Below are 19,028 nucleotides of genomic sequence, written 5' to 3' on the forward strand. Positions count from 1 at the left end.
AAACAAGAATAACAAGGTGGACTGATCAAGTGGTCATTTTATCAATCACATTTTTCAAAATGCACGAGACATTGTTTTGAAAATTGTTCCACGGAAGACTACCGCAAAATGTAATGGAGCCGGTTGAAAAGACACTGCCGCCGCCAGGCACATCGAAATAGATCATGTCGGCGCGAATCATGCTTTGCGCAGGTGAGCCTGACCATGTTGTCAGATGTGTCAATTGTTCCTCCGGCACAAGAATGAAATCCTCGCCATGTCCGCCGGAACTGGCAAGGATCACCGCATCGTCAGGCGTGCCCAGCCTTGGTTCTGCCCGATCCAGCTCAAACCCTGCAGCACCACCGCCACTGAAACCGAAATCACCAATAATTGTGCTGTCGACCCCTTCAAAAACCCACTCATATTGAGCATCGAAACAGGCGCGCTGATAGCCGATACCGTTGAATTCACCCTGAGCGGAAAACCCGACCCCGCACAGCATTTGCGGCGGACGGCCGTTGCGCCGCCAAAGACCGCCATAGCTGCCATCAAATGCATTGTAATACTCGCCCGGTTCTGCAGCCCAGGCTCGAATTCCATCTTCGGCTCTGCGAATTTCCAGAATGCCGGAGTTTTGCTTGTGCGCTACAATGCGCCAGTAAAATCCATTGCCCCCAAGATAACAGAAATGGCCACCGTCATCGCGGTAGTTCTGCAATGCGTCAAGCGTTTCCAAAGTGTGGTATTCCGGGTGGCTGCCGGTTATCACACAATCATAATTTTCAATCGCCGCAACGCCTTCATCATGAAGTTCCTGATCAGTAATCAGATCAAAATCGATGTTTTGACTGTGCAACCAGGAAATCAAATGACTGTCGGCCTGCAAATGTCGAAGACCTGACCCCTCGCCGCTGCCAAATGTCAGATAACCCGGCCTGAGATTAAGCAATGGCCTCAAATGCGAGGCGTGGCAAATACCAGAATTGTCTGAATGGAAATTATAGGTGGAATGACCATAGGCCGGATATTCTGCCGGATTGTATGGGTAGGCCTTCCAGTCCGCGACGCGCTCCTGCCACGATGGATCATAGCCAGGCCGCGCATGATTGCCATAAATCACATAGGTGAAGGTGGACACCAGAACGCAGAGTTTTGCCGTCGGCTTTCCGAACGGAGCGCAGACGAAGAACGGCATTGCATCTTCATAAATGCCCGACTTCATGCGCATGACATAAACGCCAGACGGTAGATCATCTGGAATTGAAAAGCTGAAACTTGTATCCCACTCGAAATCGTAGATGTCCGTCTCGTGGAAATGAATGGCACCATAATGCCCCGGCGCGTGCCGCCAGCACATTTCTTCACTGTTCCAGTTTGAACCGGTCACCGCGCGTGCTGGGAAATTCCTGATGAGGCCATCAAGCTTTCTGGAGCTGGTTTCTATAATGCGGGTTGTTGATATGTCCTGCGAAAAGTCCCATTGCAGCCGTTCTTCATCACCAAATTGCAAAAACGGCGCTTCAATTTTCCCGTTGAAATGATCTGTATGGGCTTTGCCTTTCATGCAGGCAGCAATCGAGACCCTTGCGGTCATTTCCTTGGGCAGCGCGTCCACGCAAACAGAAAACGAATTTTCGTCTTTTTTCTGGCTCTTGCCGGGCGTCCACTGGGTCAGTTGAATCGTCGATGATACGGCATCAAAACGCGCTTCTACACAGACCCAGTGGTTCACCGCTATCTTGTGTGTGCTGACGAAGCGCTGTTCACCGATGCGCAGACAAAGAACACCATCATCAAGCATCAATGCCAATTGCCCAACACTGATGATGATTTGCGGGACTGACTTCATCAATGTTGGGAACAGCGTCGCACCGAGTTGAAAACCGGTTTGTGGACGACAGTCAATCGCCTGATCCGTGATTACATATGATCCGCTGGCAAACGCCTGATCGCCGGCCTCAAACGCAATGGGCTCAAAGAACGCATCCTGAGGCCATTCGACAATACCCTGACCGTCAGGGTTCGGATCCGCACTGATAGATCTGGTCAGCCATGCTCTAACCGGTTCATTGGTCTGCGATGAAATCTTGAAATCGATTGTTTCACCGGGTCGGACGGATAGCCGGTCAGTATAGCCAATCAAGGGGATGAGTTTGCGGGAATCTGACACCATCAGAGCCTTTCGCCATAGACAAGGTTCGGCAGATAGGTGACCCATTCGGAGAAGAAGACGAGAATAAAAATCATGAGAATGTATGGGATAAGAAGCGGCAGAACACCAATTGAAATTTGCTCAATTGAGACTTTTGATATGCGTGCAGCGACGAACAGATTGACGCCAATGGGCGGGGTTAAAAACCCGATCTCGCATGTCATGACAGTGAAGATGCCAAACACGATCGGGTCGATCCCGAGACTGGTGACGAGAGGAAAGAACACGGCGGTAAAAATAATGATCTGCGGAATGCTTTCCAGCCACATCCCAACAATGATGTAGAAAATACCGATCAGCAGCAGCACCAGCCATGGATGCTCCTTGATTCCCTGAAACAGGCTCAAAATACCATCGGGAATATCAAACAGCGTCACCAACTGGCCAAAGGCCTTGGTCGACCCCAGTATGAAGAGCACAGTCCCAATGACAATGGCCGTGAATTTGAAGGCCTGAAACAGCTTTTCCCAAGTCAGTCCTTTGTAAATGAACAAGCCAACGAACAGGCCATAGGCCACAGCAACCGCCGCGGCCTCTGAAGGGGTAAAGATGCCTGCGTAAATCCCGCCAAGAATGATAACAGGCGCAAACACGGCCCATTTGCCATCCCAAAGAGCCTGTAGCAATGGCCCCCAGGTAAAGCGCTCTCCGGTCCCGCCATAATCATTGCGCACAGCCACAATCACAACAACCACCATCAGCATCAGGCCCAGCAGCAGACCCGGAAGGATACCTGCCAGAAACAGGCGTGGAATGGATTCATCCGTTACCAGAGCGTAGATGATGAGAAGATTGCTGGGCGGAATCATACTGCCCAAAGCACCGGCGGCAGCGGCAATGGCACCGGCAAATCTGGGCTTGTATTTTTCTTTCGTCATGGCCGGAATGGTGATGGAACCAATCGCCGCTGTCGTGGCTGGCCCAGAGCCGGAAAGCGCTGCAAAAAACATGCAGGCAACCACGGTTACAAGTCCCAGCCCGCCCTTATAGGCACCAACCAGACGTTGGGCGATGGTCACCAGCCGCTGTGACATGCCCCCCTGCTCCATCAATTGCCCTGCCAGAACAAAAAGCGGAATTGTTACTAGTGGAAACGGCTCAAACGCTGTCCAGGCCGCCTGCGCCATCAAGGTCAGGGGAATATCGGCCATCAAGATGCCAACGACCGTTGCGATACCCGCCGCAAATGGAATGGGAACGCCAATTGCCAATGTGAATACAAAGACAAGCGCCATTAAAATAGGACCGCTCACAATGGCAATCCTTTCCAGCCGGTCTGACCCCAACGCCAATAGACCTGCGCCATTCGGAAGACCATCAGACAAAAGGCCATTGGTATCATCATCTGCACCCAGCGTTGCTCGATGCCAAGGCCCGGCGTCTGGTAGGTCACTGCAAACAGCAATTGCGTGTAGATCGTGGTTTGCACCACCATGAAAACAAGAAAGCTGAACCACAGAACATCAGCCAGAACCACGAAAGCAACCTGCGGTTTTCGTGGCAGCGCATTGATCAGCATGGTTATTCGTATGTGTGATCGGTCACGAATGGCCATGCTGGCGCCAAGATAGACCGCAAAGATCATTCCATAGACTGCAGTTTCTTCCGCCCACACGGCAGCAGTTGAAAAGAAGTAGCGCAGCACCACCTGCAGCAAAACGCTGCTGACCAGCACCACCAGACAAAGGGTGCACATCACCTCTTCAAATCGACGATCAATTTTGGAAAGCATAAAAGTCGCCCTGATAAAGTCGAGCTGCTGTGCAGAACCATCCGGAAATTTTTTAAGACGATGGCAAGATGTGATGAAAGGGGGAAGCGCGGTTTGGCCCCGCGCCTCCAATTTATACGCGTGACGCTCTAGTTCGCAGCCGCGCGAATTTCACCCAGCAATGCTTTGAAATCATCGCCTTTTTCCGACGCGTAGCGGTCCTGAACACGCAGTCCGGCGGCAATGAAGTCAGTGCGATCAAACTCGGCAGTCTGCATACCACCCTGACCTTCAGTGGTCAGGAATGTCCGTATTTCGTCAATTTGAGCGGACATTGTTTCCTTTTGAAAGATCCCGGCTTCCTTGGCGGCACGCATGACAGCATCTTTCTGCGCATCATCCAGCTTCGACATCAGCCGGTCGCTGGCTAATAAAGGCGAGAAATAGGTGAAATGCTCAAGGGCGGTGAAATGGGGCATGATTTCGTAAAATTTCTGAGACTTGATAAAGGATGTTCCATTATCAGCACCCTCAACAGTACCGGTCTGAAGCGCCGTTGGTGTATCGGCCCAAGGAAGCGGAATCGGCGCTGCACCAAATTCAGTGAACGTATCAATCATCACCTGATTTTTAGGCACCCGAACCTTCAAACCCTTCATGTCTTCCATTTTGGTGATCGGATTGCGTGAATTGTAAAAATCACGATCGCCGACAAAGCCATAGGACAACAGATGTACCTTCGTGGCCTCATAAAGCTGTTGGGCAAATTGAGAACCAACCTCACCTTCCAACACCCGATAGGCATGGTCCTTGTCCTCAAACACATAAGGCAGCACGAAGGCGTCGATCAGGGGAAAATGCGGTGAGATATTGTTGCCGGCAATGATATACATATCGACAGTGCCAAGCTGCATGGCCTTAAAGGCTTCATCTTCCGTCAACAACTGCGCACAACACCGGATTTTCACATCTATTGTGCCGCCCGAATACTCTTCTGCCAATTCCTCAAACTTGCTTGCAAGAAATCCATATGAGCTGGTTTCAGCCGTTGCGTAGCCCAAATTGATGCTGACATCAGCGGCTTGAGCGGCACCCGCAAACATTGCGACACCTGTCAGCGCTGCCAGCGTGCTCCGAAGCTTCCTGTTCAACGTCATGATAATAAGTCTCCCGGTTAAAACTGGGGAGAGTGTGGCCGATGAAAGCAATCGTGTATAATATCAATTTTGGTGTAATTGATACGGAATTGATATCATGAAATTCGGCCTTCGACACATCCGACACTTTGCTGCGGTTGCGGAGGATTTGCATTATCGCAAAGCGGCTGAACGATTGAATATAGCCCAGCCTGTCCTCACCCGATCAGTCCAGCATCTGGAAAAGGAACTGGGCGTCGTCCTGTTTGATCGCACCAACCGGTCAGTCAACCTCACCTCGGCAGGCAAGGTCTTTCTCCAGGGGTGCCAGGTAACGCTGGCAACGATGGAAGGGTTGGTCTCACAAACCCTGAAAACGCATAGCGGTGAGGCTGGCCATTTGCGCATCGGTTACACGGATTTTGCAATCAGTGGCGAGTTGCCGAAAATCCTGAAAAGTTTCCGGCAATTATATCCGGACATAAGTGTAGAGCCGCTGCATGGAGTAACATCAAGCCAGCTTGATTTAATCAAGACCGACAAGCTGGATTTTGGCTTCGTGACCGGACCGATAAACCATGAGGATCTGGAAACACAAACGGTGCAGGAAGACAAATATGTTGCTATTCTGTACGACAATCATCCGCTTGCAAAACGGTCATCACTGTTGCTGTCTGAACTGGCCGATGAGGATTTTGTCTTAGGTACGCCGAGCGCCTGGCAACATTTCCACGATCATTTGCACCGCATCTGTCGTGGAGCCGGGTTTGTTCCCAAAATGGTTCAACATGCCTACAATTCCGAGGGTATTTTTGGGCTTGTCGCCTGTGAAATGGGCATCTCCATTCACACCAGTTGTGCCGAGAACTATCTTCGCAAGGGCCTTATCTTCAAAAAAATCCGAGATGTATCGGACACAATCAAAACAATTTCCATCTGGAGAAACGACCCGGCATTTCCGGCCAGGAAAGCCTTTGCCGACTTTCTAAAGCAGTACCCGGTCAATGCGACACAGCATTAGCAACGGCGTCAGAGCGCCCGCAGCTGTTGATGGATCAGAAAAAGGCTCAGCGCTTGGGTTAAACCATTTACATTTATTGAAATGCAATTGAAACCAGTGACCTCGGCAGACCTGAACTCTGGCAGACCTGAATTCAATCATTTTAAAAAGCGATGACATGACCAAAGAAGACACTGCCCCTTGCATTGACCTCAGCGTCGCCCAACAACTAGCGACCATTCGCATCTGCAACCCTGCGCACCACAATGCGATGACATTGGACATGTGGCAGGCCCTTCCCGCGCGCATGCAGGAGGCCGATCGAAACCCGGATGTGCGCGCCATCATACTACGCGGTTCGGGCGACACCGCCTTTGTCTCGGGCGCAGATATTTCCGAATTTTCAGACCTGCGCGCAAGGGGTGCCCCGGCCCGCGCCTATGACAAGGCCAACAGCATTGCATTCGCTGCCATCAGAAACTGCAGTAAACCAACCATCGCCATGATCCAGGGCGCATGTATGGGCGGCGGTTTTGGCATAGCTGCAGCCTGCGACCTGCGCTACGCAGCGACCAATGCAACTTTCGCCTTACCGGCAGCAAAGCTCGGCATTGGATACCCGGTTGATGCCATGCAGGACATTGTGTCCGCTGTGGGAAACAGCGCTGCAAAGGAATTATTCTACACCGCGAAAACCATCAATGCAGAGGAAGCCCAAAGACTGGGATTTCTGAACCAGGTTTTTGACGAAGATGAGTTGGAACCCAACACACGATCTGTCGCCGAACGAATTGCCAATGGCGCACCCCTCACCTTGGTGGCCGCAAAGAAAGCCATCTTGGCTTCGCAAGACCCTTCAGAGCAGAAACTGAAGGAGGCCGTCCAAGCGGCTGAAGCCTGCTTTGACAGCGCCGATTATGAGGAAGGCGTGAATGCTTTCCTGAACAAGCACAAAGCGCATTTTGTTGGTGAATGAGCTTCAATCGGTTCGAGAGTTCGGGTTCAGCCGACAGCCAGCACACAGCTTTGGTTTGACATGTGAATCATGGTGTTCAAATTGGTTGATGAGGCGACGACAACCCAAGGGGCAAAAAAGCCCATAAGTTCTACATTCCAATCAAGATAATTGCGAGCAACGACCAATGCCTGTTATACGCTAAGCCATGAGTAAAAATTATGAAAGCTGCCTGATCAGCCGCCTGTCGCGGTTCGTGACACTGACTGACCATGAATGTGAGTTTATCGCTGAATTGGAGAAGGACGAACAGCCACGTTCAAAGGGCCGCCCTGTTGTCAATCTCGGCCAAGCGACTGACGGCATTATGGTTCTGAAATGGGGCTGGGCGGTTGTGAAAGCCGATAGCTCTGACGGCCGAAGCCAAATCCTGCGCGTGTATCTGCCTGGCGAAGTTATGGGCTTGGCGGAGTTAGGGTCGTCCCATGCCAATCACCGGATTGTTATGCAGACAGATGGCGCAATATGCCCTTTTCCCCGCAAAGGCCTTGCCCCTTTGCTGACCGATTATCCCCGATTGGCAGCGTTGTTAATGTCTGTCGGGAGCCTGGACCAGATTGCCTTGCGTCACCACGCAAGTTGCCTTGGTTCGATGGATGCGACCCGAAAGCTGAAATTCTTCCTGCTGCAACTGCGATCTCGTCTGGAAGTGGCAAATGCCGGACTGGGAAATCGCTTCCAGGTACCGTTCAGTCAGGTCGAAATTGGGCAAGCTGTTGGATTGACGTCGATCTATGTGAACAAGCTTCTGAAAACCTTTGTCGAAGCCGAAGAAATCGAGATTGATCGCCCATATGTCAGGCTTCTCGCCCGCGAGCAGTGGGAAAAAGACACTGAATATGTAAATGCCTTTGTCAGTATGGACACATCGTGGTTTCCACCCGCAACGCACGCCCCCGAAAGTGTCCGTGAAGGTGGTCATAAAACCGGCTCGGAAAAGAACACCGAGCCGGCATAAGCTTAAGCCATAGCGTCTTTATTGATCCCGCCGGTCGCGAGTTCGGTCATTGTACGGTCACCATCATAAGAGGCATCCAGACAGGATTTCAAAGCTGTCACATCCTCGCGCAGATCAAGACGACCTGCAAAGGCCGCAAGGCAACCATACCCGGCAATAGCGTAGTGAACGAGCCGTTGGTACTGTGTGATAATCATCGCATCCTTAGTCGCCTCATCACCGAAACTCTCATTCAGTGCATGTGCGCGCGCTTCTTTCACAAGCCCTTCCATGCCCTTGCAATGCTCTCCGGTCGCGCTTTCATCGTGACGCCCGGCAATCTTCTCCAAGGCTTCAATGCCGTCCAGAATACCAGCGGTGCCTGCCTTTAACGCCTCGGACAGGCCTTTGTCTGTTGCTGCCTCAGCCATTTCCTGTGTGACATCCAGTGCCTGTTTGTTGGCGCTGTAAATATCCTTGAGTTGTTCCAAATACAGGTCTTCTAATGTGTCAATGCTCATGTTCGATCCATTTCATAAAGAGATCTCAACTTATCGCAGACAGGTACAATCAACAGGGCTGATTGGGGTCGGGCCGCTCCATAATTGGCAAATGCTAAACCAGATTAGTGTCAGAGCGCCCCCGTCGGTCATTCCAGTCCCTAAGTTAGGCAGCGGAAGGAGCGTTCATGTTCGCTCCACTACCGAAGGAACGTCCCATGCATAGTGTCTTCTACCTAATTGGACTGATCGTCGTCATTTTGGCCGTCATCGGTCTCATATTCTAAATCTGAACTGGAGAACTAACATGTCTATCCAAAAGACACCCGAAATCGGCCAGAAAGCACCAACTGGCGGCAAAGTAAAACAGACTGCAGCGGAAATGGCTCAGCAGGCAAAAGAGTCGGTCGGCAATGCTGCCAAGGCATCTGTCGCTGATGAAGTTTCCGGCGTTGCATCCGCGTTGCGCACAGCAGCAGATGAAATGCGCAGCGGATCCCCGCAAGAGCGCACTTTTGGTCAGATCGCCGAAGGTTTGGCGGACGCTTCCGACGCGATGCGTGACAAGGATCTCAGCACCATGGTGGAAGATGTAAGCGCATTTGCCCGCAAAAACCCTCTGGTGTTTTTAGGTGGTGCAGTCCTGATCGGCTTTGCCGCATCACGGTTTGGCAAAGCGTCGGACAAGACGCAGACAGCCTCGCACCCTACCCCGACCCGCTATGAACCAACCGCTGGAGACATCTCATGAGTGACAAGAATACAAACAAGAGTGCCGGTGGCCTCCTGTCAGATGCAATGAACAATGTCAGTGGTCTGGTCCGCAACGAAGTAGATCTGGCACGGGCCGAAATCAGCGAAAATCTATCGCGCGCAGGTGTCGCAGTCGGATTGATTGCTGGTGCCGCTATCATCGCTTTAGTGGCCCTGAATGTCCTGACAGGCGCTCTGGTCGCAGCGCTGACCGAAGCCGGTCTAAACGCGGCATGGGCCGCGCTGATCGTCGGTGCCGTGTTCGGTATTATCGCCTATGTCCTGTTCGGCAAAGGCATCAATGATCTGAAACTCTCAAGCCTTGCACCCACACGGACGGTCAAAAACCTCCAGCGCGATGCAGCAGCCGTAAAGGAAGCCTACGATGACTGATACAACACGCACCCCCAAGGAAATCGAACGCGAGATTGAAGAACAGCGCTCTGACCTGTCATCCAATCTGGAGGATTTGCAGGACAAATTCTCTATAGACACTGTGGTACATCAAATCGCTGACCAGTTCCGCGAACACGGCGGCGATATGGGCCGCTCAATCTCAGAGCAGGTCAAGGCAAATCCAATTCCGCTTGCTTTGACCGGAATTGGTCTTGCATGGATGATGTTCGGCAATTCGCAAAAAACTGTATCTGACAACAGGGCATCAAGTCACGATTACGCCGGCACGGACGTCGTAGCTCCTCCTGCGCGGCTCAATCAACGGCACCCGCAATCGCCGCCGCCCGCTTACAGGTCCTCAGCACATCAGGGACCGTCCTGGTCTCACGATAATGCAAATGAGCCTTCCACATCGGATCGCTTTTCCGACACAGTCGCGACGACCAAAGACCAGATGTCCAAACAAGCGGCAGCTGTAAAAAATGAAGTATCGTCGGCCGCTTCGTCCGTTTCGGATGCAACTTCGGCAGCCGGGGACAAGATGGCCGATGTGGCGTCCTCCGCGAAATCAAAACTGGACGCAGGCGTTGACGCCGCCAAAAGGGGTGTCTCTTCGGCAGGTAACAGGATTGCAGAAGGCACAGAGGCGTTGTCCGATGAAGGTCGCCAACGGGTTATCGCCGCACGTCGGAAGGCCATCGAATTCCGCCATCAAACAGCGCGTTCGGTCAATCAAGGGGCAGATGCCGCCGCCGATTTTTACGATCGACAACCTCTTGTCATCGGAGCACTGGCACTTGCTGTTGGCGCGGCTCTGGGTGGTGCATTGCCACGGACCAAGACGGAAGACAATTTGATGGGTGCACAAAGCGATGATCTCATCAATGAAGCGGAACGGATTTTCGAGGAAGAAAAGTCGAAAGTCATGTCCGTTGCGCAAACGGTGACGGATGAAGCCAAAGATATCGCTTCAGCAACCAAAGCCGATCTTGACAGCGGTGCACCGGGACAGAAAACCGCCGGACAAGCTGTAGGCGAGAAAGCAAAATCTGCAGCCACTCGGGTAGCAGATGCAGCCAAAGCCAAGGCACAAGACGAAAACCTTGGAAAACCAAAGATCTGATGATCATCGAAAGAGGGCCAACTGGCCCTCTTTCGCGACATTCACTCCGAAAGGGCGTCCCATGGCACGCGGTCGTAATGCTGAAACACCCGTCGAAATCCCACCCACAGGCTGGAAAGACACCGCGCTCCGCGTCAAGGACCAGATTACGTCTGATAATGTGGGCTTGATCGCTGCTGGCGTCGCATTTTACGGACTGCTCGCTCTTTTTCCGGCTATCACAGCGATCATTGCAATAAGTGGTTTGCTCGTTGAGCCAAATGACATTGTGGAACAACTAGATTCTCTGTCCGGCCTCATGCCGGCGGAAGTCATTTCAATCATCACAGATCAGGCAACCGCAGTCGCGGGATCGCGCGAAGGGGGGTTGGGACTGGCTGCCGTTTTGGGCGTGTTAATTGCGCTTTATTCCGCATCAAAGGGCATGGCCAGCCTGATGCAGGGGATCAATGTAGCCTATGACGAAGCGGAAAAACGTGGCTTCATCAAGCTCAAGCTGGTGACAATCGGGCTCACCATCCTGTTGATTGCAGGTCTCCTGATTGCGCTTTCGACAACATTGGCATTGCCAGTACTTTTGGCTTTTATCGATCTGGGCCCGGTTGTCGAGGCACTCATCACCGCAGCCACCTGGGGTGGGCTTTTTGCCCTGACGATAGTGGGTCTGTCAGTGCTCTACCGATATGCGCCCTCACGAGATGAGCCCGAATGGAAATGGGCGTCCGTTGGTGCCGTTGTCGGTTGTCTGCTGTGGATCATTGCTTCCGCTGGATTTGCTTTCTATGTCAGCAATTTCGGCTCCTACAATGAGAGTTTCGGCACGCTGGCCGGGGTCATCGTATTGCTGATGTGGCTGTGGATATCCGCCTTTATCATCCTTCTTGGGGCCGAGTTGAATTCAGAATTGGAAGCTCAGACAAGAGTGGATACCACTGTCGGGGCAGATCAACCCATGGGCGAACGGGACGCAGTGAAAGCCGACAATCTCGGCGAGACGGCGAGATGAACGCCAGTGTTCGCAACAGATACTTGATGACTACGGCAATCGATCTGCATGATTTCGGTCCGTGTAACGGCCTGAAGTCGCTCAGCAGATCTCAGACACAAAGGTCAATTCACGTCCCCTTGTTTGCCTTCATCAGACTTGATGAAGCAGGAGCCTTATAGATGGCCGCAGATGTCACCCCGGATGCGGCTCAACAACATATTGCACCGAAGGCTTCGCCAAAGGTTCTGGCGGTTGGAGCACTTGGCCGTCTGGAAATCCCAATCATTGGTATCTTCTGCATCATGTTGCTTCAGACGATGGTCTGGGCCAGTGTTTTCCTGATACCTGTTACAGCGGCCTTCCTTGGATATTTCGTTCTTAACAGACCACGACGCTGGCTGGAAAATATAGGCGTTCCTCCGATTGTATCAGCGTCGCTGTTCACTGCTATTCTCACAATTCTGATCGCCATGCTGCTTGTCCAACTCAGCGCACCCGTGGCCCAGTTCATTGAAGATCTGCCTTCGCTGATGGAGGAGATAAAGGAGAAACTCTCCGCATCCGGCGGAACCCTGGAAGCAATCAACGATGCCACAGTCGCAGCAGAACAGATCATAACGGAGCAGGATGAGGAGACTGTTTCGGTCGAAGTTGTCTCAAATACTGGTTTTGTTGCGACCTTGTTCAGCATGGCTCCGGGGTTTTTGAGCCGCATTTTGTTCACGCTCATCCTACTGTTCTTCCTGGTCGCGTCAGGAGATATGTTTCTAACTAAGACTGTTCAGAGCTTTGACCGGTTTCGCGACAAACGCAGAGCTGTCGAGGTGCTTCATTCCATCGAAGACCGGTTGGGATATTATCTGGGTGGGATCACCTTCATAAATATTGGCCTTGGGGTAGCGGTCACTATCGCCATGTATTTATGGGACATGCCCAGCCCGATCGTCTTTGGGCTGATGGCTTTCGCCCTTAACTTCGTACCGTTTCTGGGGGGCTTGATGGGCGCAAGTGTCGCGGCTGCGGTTGCGTTTGTAAGCCTTGACGGGACTTGGGCAGCGATTGGTGTATTCGCAAGTTATATCGCTATGACGTCCATTGAGGGACAGTTTATTACACCGCTGCTCATTTCACGTCGAATGCGGCTAAACACGACTGTGGTATTTCTTTCGGTCGCATTTTTCGCATGGATTTGGTCAGTTATGGGGATGGTTGTAGCACTTCCGATTTTGATCGTGATCAAGATCGCTTGCGATGAGACCCAGTCCTTGCGCACACTTGGCCGATTTTTGGGCGACGTGGATGATGACGAGAAGCCGATCCGCGGATAAACGAGGCGAGACCTGACAGGCACAAAAGTGGCGCGCCTGTCAGGTCGAACTTTAAGTTCTGCTGCGGATCATCCGCACTGTGAAGATCAACAGACAAGCACCTGCTGCGGCAACTATCAGCTGCCCGATCCAACCGCCAAGCGTTGTGCCAAGCACTGCGATCAAAATCCAGTTGAGCACCACTGCGCCAAGAATACCCAGAATGATATTCATCAGCAGCCCCTGATCCGTCTTCATTATTTTTTCGGCGATCCAGCCTGCCAGAGCTCCGATGATCAACGAACCGATCCAACCTATTCCAGTCATTAATTTCATTCCTTTCGAGCCTCAAAATTTGAGGCGTGATAAAAAGCGTTTGTGAATACGCGCTATTTTGTGGATGGAAAACGCGCAGAGAGCCCAAAAGGTTGCAAAAAAACTGCCGCCAGAACTTTGGCGGCAGTTCAATTGCGTCACCTGAATGGGACAGTTCTAGCTGTCGAGAAGGTCTGAGATCAGGCTGTCGCCATCCGTCAGAATAACTTCGCTTTCATTATACTCAGGCATGCCTTCCAGCTCTGCTTCAGACGTTTTAGGCAGATAGACTGCACCATCACGCACCCGCAGACGGTCGATAGGCAGTGCGATTTCCTTTTCGCCCAGACCCAGGAAGCCGCCCATACCAATGATCACGACAACAGTTTCGCCGCGTACACCAACATAGTCGATCTCGCCGACGTCTTCGCCACCTTCACTGATCACATTCATATTGATCAGGTCAGTCGTACGCATTTGGCTGATTGGATTTGCTGTCATGTTCGCACGGTAGTTCTGACGATCTTCGTCAGTGACCATCCGGCCTTCCTTGTCAGCATTGTAATCCTGTACGTCGATCATTGCTTCACCCTGCTGCACATTCACAGCAGCTTCAGCATTCTGCGTAACGTTCACTTCGGCTTCCTGTTCTGCAGCCAGCACGTTCACATCAGCACTACCGGCTTGTTCAACATTCACATTGGCGTCAGACTGTTCAACTGAGATGTCGGCAGCCTCTGCCTGGTTGATCTGAACATCTGCTTCTGCCGCTTTGACACGGATTTGCGGCTCGGATTCCTGAATGGTGATTTTTGGCTCAGGACGCACAAAGCGCACAACAGGTGCTGGTTGGGACACATTGACCTGAGGCTCGGCACTGTCTACATCGACAACTGGCTTTGGAATGCGAACCGTAACGATCGGCTCAGGAATAACCACCGTGATGACCGGCTGGCCCTGCTCAATCGTGATGATTGGCGCGACCTGTTGAACAGTGACAGTCGGTTCTGGAACCACAACTGTGATTTCTGGCTGTGGCTGCTCAACAATGACTTCAGGCGCTGCCTGATCGACCGTTACAGTTGGCTCACCAACAGTAACGTCAACGGTTGCGTCTTCCTGCTCGATGACAATCTGGCCGCCTTCAGTTGGCACCACAGTTTCGTTTGTGTCAGTTGCTGTTTGCGCAAAGGCGCTGCCGGCTACAAATGCGCTAAACGCAACTGAGCTCAACAATGTTTTCATAGTCGTTTTCATCTTGTCTTCCTTGATGATGACCGATTCGGCCCCGCGCACGCCATGTGTTGAGCACAGCATGTAACAAATGGTCCGTCTCGGTGAGTTTACCAGCACGCGCTAACTGTCGGATGCCCGCGTATCGGACGGCCGTATATTTGCGTTTTGCGCGCCGTCACTGGGTGCCTGAATCTGCGGAAACGCCGATCCTTGTAGCTGCGAGGATCATATCAAGCTGCGACAGGCAGGTGTGGTGCACTGCACTAATCTCTGACAAGTATTGAGCAATTTTCTGGCCGCTTTTGGCTGCTTTTGGCTGCTTTTGGCTGCGCACCGCCCATCACCGGCTCAGCGCTGTGCTCTCAAGGAGAGATTTGTTGACAGGCGTGCTGGTCTGGATGCCAGAGACGCGCTTGGCGCACGGGACTATCGTTCTGGGATCACCCTATGGCCCGGTTTCGGCACAACAACCGCGTTCTGCCGGTCAGCCTTCGCGGAGCGGAACCGTTTCGGCGCTTAATGCTGCGCCAGAAACTCTAATACGCCCGCTTTGAAAACCTTGTCACCCACCGCAAGCTGATGATCGCGGCCGGGAATGTCGAGGAATGTCGAACCCGGAATCAAAGCTGACAAATCCTCACCGGAACCGGAGATGTCATCTTTCGTACCCACTGCGACCAGCGACGGTGGCCTCAATTCGGCAATTTCGGTTTCAGACACAAGCTGGCGTGTGGACACCATGCAGGCTGCCAATGCTTTGCGGTCACTTTTGGTGGAATCCGCAAACAATCGGAAACGCTTGCCCACATCATCGGTGATATCATCCGCGTTCTCGGCCAGAAGTGCGTCAACAATGGGCTGCGAAGCGCCGACGCCTGTCACCATGCCCATGCCAAGACCGCCAAAAACGGCTGAACGCACTCGCTCAGGATGCGCTAACGCCAGAAAAGCGGTGAGCCTTGCGCCCATGGAATACCCCATGACATGCGCCTGGTCGATGGACAGATGGTCCAGCAGGCCGCGAGAGTCCTCTGCCATTTTTGCAGCAAAGTAAGCGTCTGGATCATAAAGTTTTTCGCTGCCGCCGTGACCGCGATTGTCTAGCGCAATAACCCGGTATCCAGCGCCGGTCAGTGTTGTGACCCAGGATGGATAGACCCAATTGACATGCGCATTTGAGGCAAATCCATGAATCAGAAGAATGGGCGTGGCCTGAGCCCGCACATCAGGTTTTGGCGGAAGATCGAAATACGAAATCGTCACATCGGAATGATCAAACTTCGCCATTGGCATCTTGTTCAGGTTCATTTACCTAGCCCACTCTTAAATTCATCCTCTATCTCCTCCTCAATACCCATTTCCCCCTACCCTTTCCAGTCGGAACCTTTTATGGTTTGAAAAATCGATTTGGCGCACCCACACGGACGGAGCTTTGTCACTATGGCAGACGCGGTTACCCCTCACTTTCACAACACAGATGGTGTTGAAGCAATAACCATCGGCGTGAAGGAATTCATGTGCATTGGTGCCCAGCCACCGCAAGATCATCCGCACGTGTTTCTGGATATGGGAGATGATTCCGAGAAAGTCTGTCCCTATTGCTCAACGCTGTACAAACATGATCCGGACCTTGGCGCGACTGAGAGCAAGCCGACCGGTATGCTTATCAGGGTTTAGAGCCCGTTTTGAGCGAACCACTTTCTGTTCTCATCATTGGTGGGGGGATTGGTGGTCTGACAGCTGCTCTTGCGCTTTCGCAGGCAGGGTTCCGCGTTTCTGTTTTTGAGCGCGCGAAAAACTTCCAGCCCATCGGTGCAGGCTTGCAACTGTCTGCAAATGCCCTGTCGGTTCTGGAAAAAGTCGGCCTGACCATGCGCGGCAAAAATGGCATAGACATCGCCAACACAGAGGTTCGGGATGGCAGTTCCGGAAAGCTGATTTCCCGCATAGCGACGCCAGACAACAACAACACGCTCGTTATTTCACGACCCGACCTGCAAGCAACCCTGCTGCAGGCTGTCATGGCCGATGCGAACATCGAACTCAACACGAATGCAGAAGTGGTAGACATGCTGGGCGGCAAATCCGTTGCGTCGCTGACCCTGTCAAATGGCACAATGCATAGCGCAGATGTGCTGATCGGAGCTGACGGTGTCTGGTCGCAGACGCGCCGAATGGTCAACTCCGCACGCCCTGATTATTCCGGCCGTATTGCCTGGCGTGCAACCATGCCCTTGTCAAACGTCCCGAAAAATATCAGCCGCCACACTGTGACATTGTGGTTGGCAAAGGGCGCGCATCTGGTGACTTATCCAATCGCAAATGGGGCATCCTTCAACGCTGTCGGGATCATTCAGGATGGCTGGCAGGCGGAGGGCTGGACCGAGAAGGGAAATATGGCCGAACTGGCCCTGGCCTTTTCCGATTGGCATAGCCCGGTGCAACGCCTTCTCCAGTCGACAGATACCTGGCAGAAATGGGCTTTATGCACTGTTGATCCGACGATGAACTGGACCAAGGGCCGTATGGCACTTCTGGGCGATGCCGCCCATGCTATGGTGCCATTCATGGCACAAGGTGCCGGAATGAGCATTGAAGACGCATGGGTTCTTGCGCGCCAGTTAGGCAAAGCCAACCGGAACACTGTGCCGGAAGCTCTGGTGGCCTATCAGGCAGAACGTCAGGACCGGGTCACGAAAGTCTGGGAAACCTCGATGCAACAGGGCAAGATTTATCATCTCAGCGGCCCTATGCGTCTCAGCCGCAACCTTGTCATGCAAACGGGTGGAAACCTGCTGAAAAATCGTTACAATTGGATTTACGACTGGCGGGCGAAATAAACTGGCGGGCGAAATAAAGGAGTGAAGATGCATTCAATCAATCACGCCGGATCTGCCCTGCAAACAGCAACAGAGGAAAATCGTGCTGATTGCGAGACCGGAATGAGCTATCCAGCTCTGAAGCGACGTCTCCCCCTCATTGATGTGATGCGTGGCATCGCACTTATTTCCATGATCATTTACCACGCCAGTTGGAACCTTGATGCGTTTGGTTTCACGCAGTTGGGCGTTCTCAGTGCACCGGGGTGGATTGCATTCGCAAGGGCCATTGCAGGCAGTTTTATTGTGCTGACAGGCATCTCGCTCGTGCTGGCAGATGCCGCTGGCCATGGACCGCATGCAAAGCTGAAGCGCATTGGAAAGGTCGCCCTTGCCGCTGCGCTGGTCTCCATAGCAACTTATTTCGTTTTCCCTGATGCCTTTGTCTATTTCGGCATTCTGCATCACATCGCTTTGGCTGGCTTGCTGGCCTGGCCGCTGATGCGTCTGCATTGGCTGGTGATACTCGCCATCGCAGTCGGCATCGTGTTTGTAAATCAAACGATTGCTGTTGAATTTGCAGATACACGTTGGCTTGCATGGATCGGCATCAGCCAATTTGTGCCGCCTACCAATGATTATGTGCCCGTGTTCCCATGGTTCGCAGTTGTTCTGGCCGGAGTGCTGGCAGCCCGTCTGATCCTCACAACACCGGCCTTACAAAACCAGTTGGCTGCGCGACCGTCGTGGTCGTCGCCATTCATCTGGATGGGACGTCACAGTCTGCTGATTTATCTCATCCACCAGCCCATCCTGTTTGGATTGACGTCATTTGCCTACAGCCTTAAGGGGTAGACCCCAGTTGTGGTGTCCACGAAACTTGTTCAGTCGTTTTGAGCTCTTGAGACTGGTTGGTGAGGCAGCTTGTACAGGCTTTTGGAGTAGGTCCTTCTGCCCACCTGGATCATATCCTTCACCGGATTTGCAACCCTTGAATTTGCGAATGAATGAGTCGAAACCGCCGGTCAAATCCGGACATCGATCCTGAGCATTCCAATGTCCAATATGCCTCACGAGTTGACGTAAGCGTTTCCACTGCTAGCGATATTGACGCCCGATATTCAGCGCACTTCGAACAAGCTCTCAAGGATCGGGCATTCGGGAACGTCTCCTTGGCTGCATTCTGCCGCCATACCTACAAGAGCCTTTTCCAACATTCGAAGACCTTTGATTTTTTCGCGCACAGAAGCCAGATGCTCAACCGTCAAACTATGCACCTCTGCGCAGGTGAAGTCTTGCCGGTCAACCATTTCCAGCAATGCGCGTATCTCATTAATGCTGAAGCCAAGGTCCCGCGATGTCTTGATGAACGAAAGCCGCTTGAGCTGGTCATGATTGTATTGGCGGTTGCCACCTGTCGTGCGATCTGGCTTCGGCATGATGTTGATGCGCTCATAGTAGCGGACCGTTTCAATATTCACTCTTGTGCGCTTGGACATCTCGCCGATTGCGTAGCCTCGCGCGTTTGTGATGTCGGACACAATAATACCTCTTGCTTCTGTAGTTACTACAGATCGTATCTTACAGCATGAAACTTA

General features: G+C 52.4%; 20 protein-coding genes. 11 read left to right on the top strand and 9 right to left on the bottom strand.

Going from position 1 to position 19,028, the window contains the following annotated elements; all coding sequences use genetic code 11:
* Window positions 1-25: 25 nt before the first annotated feature.
* The 4 genes from RAL91_RS17880 to RAL91_RS17895 all read right to left on the bottom strand — a co-directional run bounded on the left by RAL91_RS17880 (window position 26) and on the right by RAL91_RS17895 (window position 5,062).
* Window positions 26-2,155: a N,N-dimethylformamidase beta subunit family domain-containing protein gene (locus tag RAL91_RS17880; protein WP_306257610.1), complete on the bottom strand. Its 2,130-nt coding sequence runs from the start codon at window positions 2,153-2,155 to the stop codon at window positions 26-28.
* Window positions 2,155-3,447 (bottom strand): TRAP transporter large permease, encoded by a 1,293-nt coding sequence (locus RAL91_RS17885; protein ID WP_306257611.1) that lies wholly within the window; start codon window positions 3,445-3,447, stop codon window positions 2,155-2,157. The genes RAL91_RS17880 and RAL91_RS17885 overlap by 1 nt, the downstream gene beginning before the upstream one ends.
* Window positions 3,444-3,926, bottom strand: coding sequence for a TRAP transporter small permease (locus RAL91_RS17890; protein ID WP_306257612.1), 483 nt, complete (start codon window positions 3,924-3,926; stop codon window positions 3,444-3,446). Before RAL91_RS17890 ends, RAL91_RS17885 begins: the two co-directional genes overlap by 4 nt.
* A gap of 128 nt (window positions 3,927-4,054) precedes the next feature.
* The gene (locus RAL91_RS17895; RefSeq protein WP_306257613.1) at window positions 4,055-5,062 is read right to left on the bottom strand and encodes a TRAP transporter substrate-binding protein; all 1,008 of its coding nucleotides are present in this window, start codon (window positions 5,060-5,062) and stop codon (window positions 4,055-4,057) included.
* Window positions 5,063-5,159: 97 nt separating this feature from the next.
* Here RAL91_RS17895 and RAL91_RS17900 point away from each other — a divergent pair, with 97 nt between their 5' ends.
* The 3 genes from RAL91_RS17900 to RAL91_RS17910 all read left to right on the top strand — a co-directional run bounded on the left by RAL91_RS17900 (window position 5,160) and on the right by RAL91_RS17910 (window position 8,014).
* Window positions 5,160-6,062 carry a LysR family transcriptional regulator gene (locus RAL91_RS17900; protein WP_306257614.1) on the top strand — a complete coding sequence of 301 codons (903 nt, stop codon included), beginning with the start codon at window positions 5,160-5,162 and terminating at the stop codon, window positions 6,060-6,062.
* A gap of 157 nt (window positions 6,063-6,219) precedes the next feature.
* A complete protein-coding gene (locus RAL91_RS17905; protein WP_306257615.1) occupies window positions 6,220-7,017 on the top strand; it encodes an enoyl-CoA hydratase in 798 nt (265 codons plus the stop codon).
* A 187-nt stretch (window positions 7,018-7,204) separates the two neighbouring features.
* Entirely contained in the window at window positions 7,205-8,014 is an 810-nt protein-coding gene (locus RAL91_RS17910; protein ID WP_306257616.1) for a Crp/Fnr family transcriptional regulator, read from the top strand.
* A 2-nt stretch (window positions 8,015-8,016) separates the two neighbouring features.
* Here the strand turns inward: RAL91_RS17910 and RAL91_RS17915 are convergent, their stop codons facing one another.
* The gene (locus RAL91_RS17915; RefSeq protein WP_306257617.1) at window positions 8,017-8,514 is read right to left on the bottom strand and encodes a ferritin-like domain-containing protein; all 498 of its coding nucleotides are present in this window, start codon (window positions 8,512-8,514) and stop codon (window positions 8,017-8,019) included.
* Window positions 8,515-8,800: 286 nt separating this feature from the next.
* Here RAL91_RS17915 and RAL91_RS17920 point away from each other — a divergent pair, with 286 nt between their 5' ends.
* The 5 genes from RAL91_RS17920 (at window position 8,801) to RAL91_RS17940 (ending at window position 13,081) form a co-directional block, all read left to right on the top strand.
* Entirely contained in the window at window positions 8,801-9,244 is a 444-nt protein-coding gene (locus tag RAL91_RS17920) for a hypothetical protein (protein ID WP_306257618.1), read from the top strand.
* Window positions 9,241-9,639: a phage holin family protein gene (locus RAL91_RS17925; RefSeq protein WP_306257619.1), complete on the top strand. Its 399-nt coding sequence runs from the start codon at window positions 9,241-9,243 to the stop codon at window positions 9,637-9,639. The genes RAL91_RS17920 and RAL91_RS17925 overlap by 4 nt, the downstream gene beginning before the upstream one ends.
* Complete coding sequence (locus RAL91_RS17930; RefSeq protein WP_306257620.1) at window positions 9,632-10,765, top strand: DUF3618 domain-containing protein; 1,134 nt, start codon at window positions 9,632-9,634, stop codon at window positions 10,763-10,765. The genes RAL91_RS17925 and RAL91_RS17930 overlap by 8 nt, the downstream gene beginning before the upstream one ends.
* Before the next feature lie 61 nt (window positions 10,766-10,826).
* Window positions 10,827-11,771 carry a YihY/virulence factor BrkB family protein gene (locus RAL91_RS17935; protein WP_306257621.1) on the top strand — a complete coding sequence of 315 codons (945 nt, stop codon included), beginning with the start codon at window positions 10,827-10,829 and terminating at the stop codon, window positions 11,769-11,771.
* A gap of 161 nt (window positions 11,772-11,932) precedes the next feature.
* A complete protein-coding gene (locus tag RAL91_RS17940; protein WP_306257622.1) occupies window positions 11,933-13,081 on the top strand; it encodes an AI-2E family transporter in 1,149 nt (382 codons plus the stop codon).
* A gap of 51 nt (window positions 13,082-13,132) precedes the next feature.
* Here RAL91_RS17940 and RAL91_RS17945 read toward each other — a convergent pair whose 3' ends face one another.
* From RAL91_RS17945 to RAL91_RS17955, 3 genes are all read right to left on the bottom strand, one after another.
* Window positions 13,133-13,387, bottom strand: coding sequence for a GlsB/YeaQ/YmgE family stress response membrane protein (locus RAL91_RS17945; protein WP_306257623.1), 255 nt, complete (start codon window positions 13,385-13,387; stop codon window positions 13,133-13,135).
* Window positions 13,388-13,552: 165 nt separating this feature from the next.
* Entirely contained in the window at window positions 13,553-14,632 is a 1,080-nt protein-coding gene (locus RAL91_RS17950; protein WP_306257624.1) for a PRC-barrel domain-containing protein, read from the bottom strand.
* Between the two features lie 495 nt (window positions 14,633-15,127).
* Window positions 15,128-15,919: an alpha/beta fold hydrolase gene (locus tag RAL91_RS17955; protein ID WP_306257625.1), complete on the bottom strand. Its 792-nt coding sequence runs from the start codon at window positions 15,917-15,919 to the stop codon at window positions 15,128-15,130.
* 132 nt (window positions 15,920-16,051) lie between these two features.
* Here RAL91_RS17955 and RAL91_RS17960 point away from each other — a divergent pair, with 132 nt between their 5' ends.
* From RAL91_RS17960 to RAL91_RS17970, 3 genes are read left to right on the top strand one after another with little or no spacing between them, the layout of a single operon-like run.
* A complete protein-coding gene (locus tag RAL91_RS17960) occupies window positions 16,052-16,288 on the top strand; it encodes a zinc-finger domain-containing protein (RefSeq protein WP_306257626.1) in 237 nt (78 codons plus the stop codon).
* An 8-nt stretch (window positions 16,289-16,296) separates the two neighbouring features.
* Window positions 16,297-17,451, top strand: a complete 1,155-nt coding sequence (locus RAL91_RS17965; protein ID WP_306257627.1) for an FAD-dependent monooxygenase — start codon at window positions 16,297-16,299, stop codon at window positions 17,449-17,451.
* 27 nt (window positions 17,452-17,478) lie between these two features.
* Window positions 17,479-18,285, top strand: a complete 807-nt coding sequence (locus RAL91_RS17970; RefSeq protein ID WP_306257628.1) for a heparan-alpha-glucosaminide N-acetyltransferase — start codon at window positions 17,479-17,481, stop codon at window positions 18,283-18,285.
* Window positions 18,286-18,551: 266 nt separating this feature from the next.
* Here the strand turns inward: RAL91_RS17970 and RAL91_RS17975 are convergent, their stop codons facing one another.
* The gene (locus RAL91_RS17975) at window positions 18,552-18,971 is read right to left on the bottom strand and encodes a helix-turn-helix domain-containing protein (protein ID WP_306257629.1); all 420 of its coding nucleotides are present in this window, start codon (window positions 18,969-18,971) and stop codon (window positions 18,552-18,554) included.
* Window positions 18,972-19,028 lie beyond the last annotated feature (57 nt).

Origin of the sequence: Pararhizobium sp. IMCC21322 (genome assembly GCF_030758295.1) — a bacterium.
Classification (GTDB): domain Bacteria; phylum Pseudomonadota; class Alphaproteobacteria; order Rhizobiales.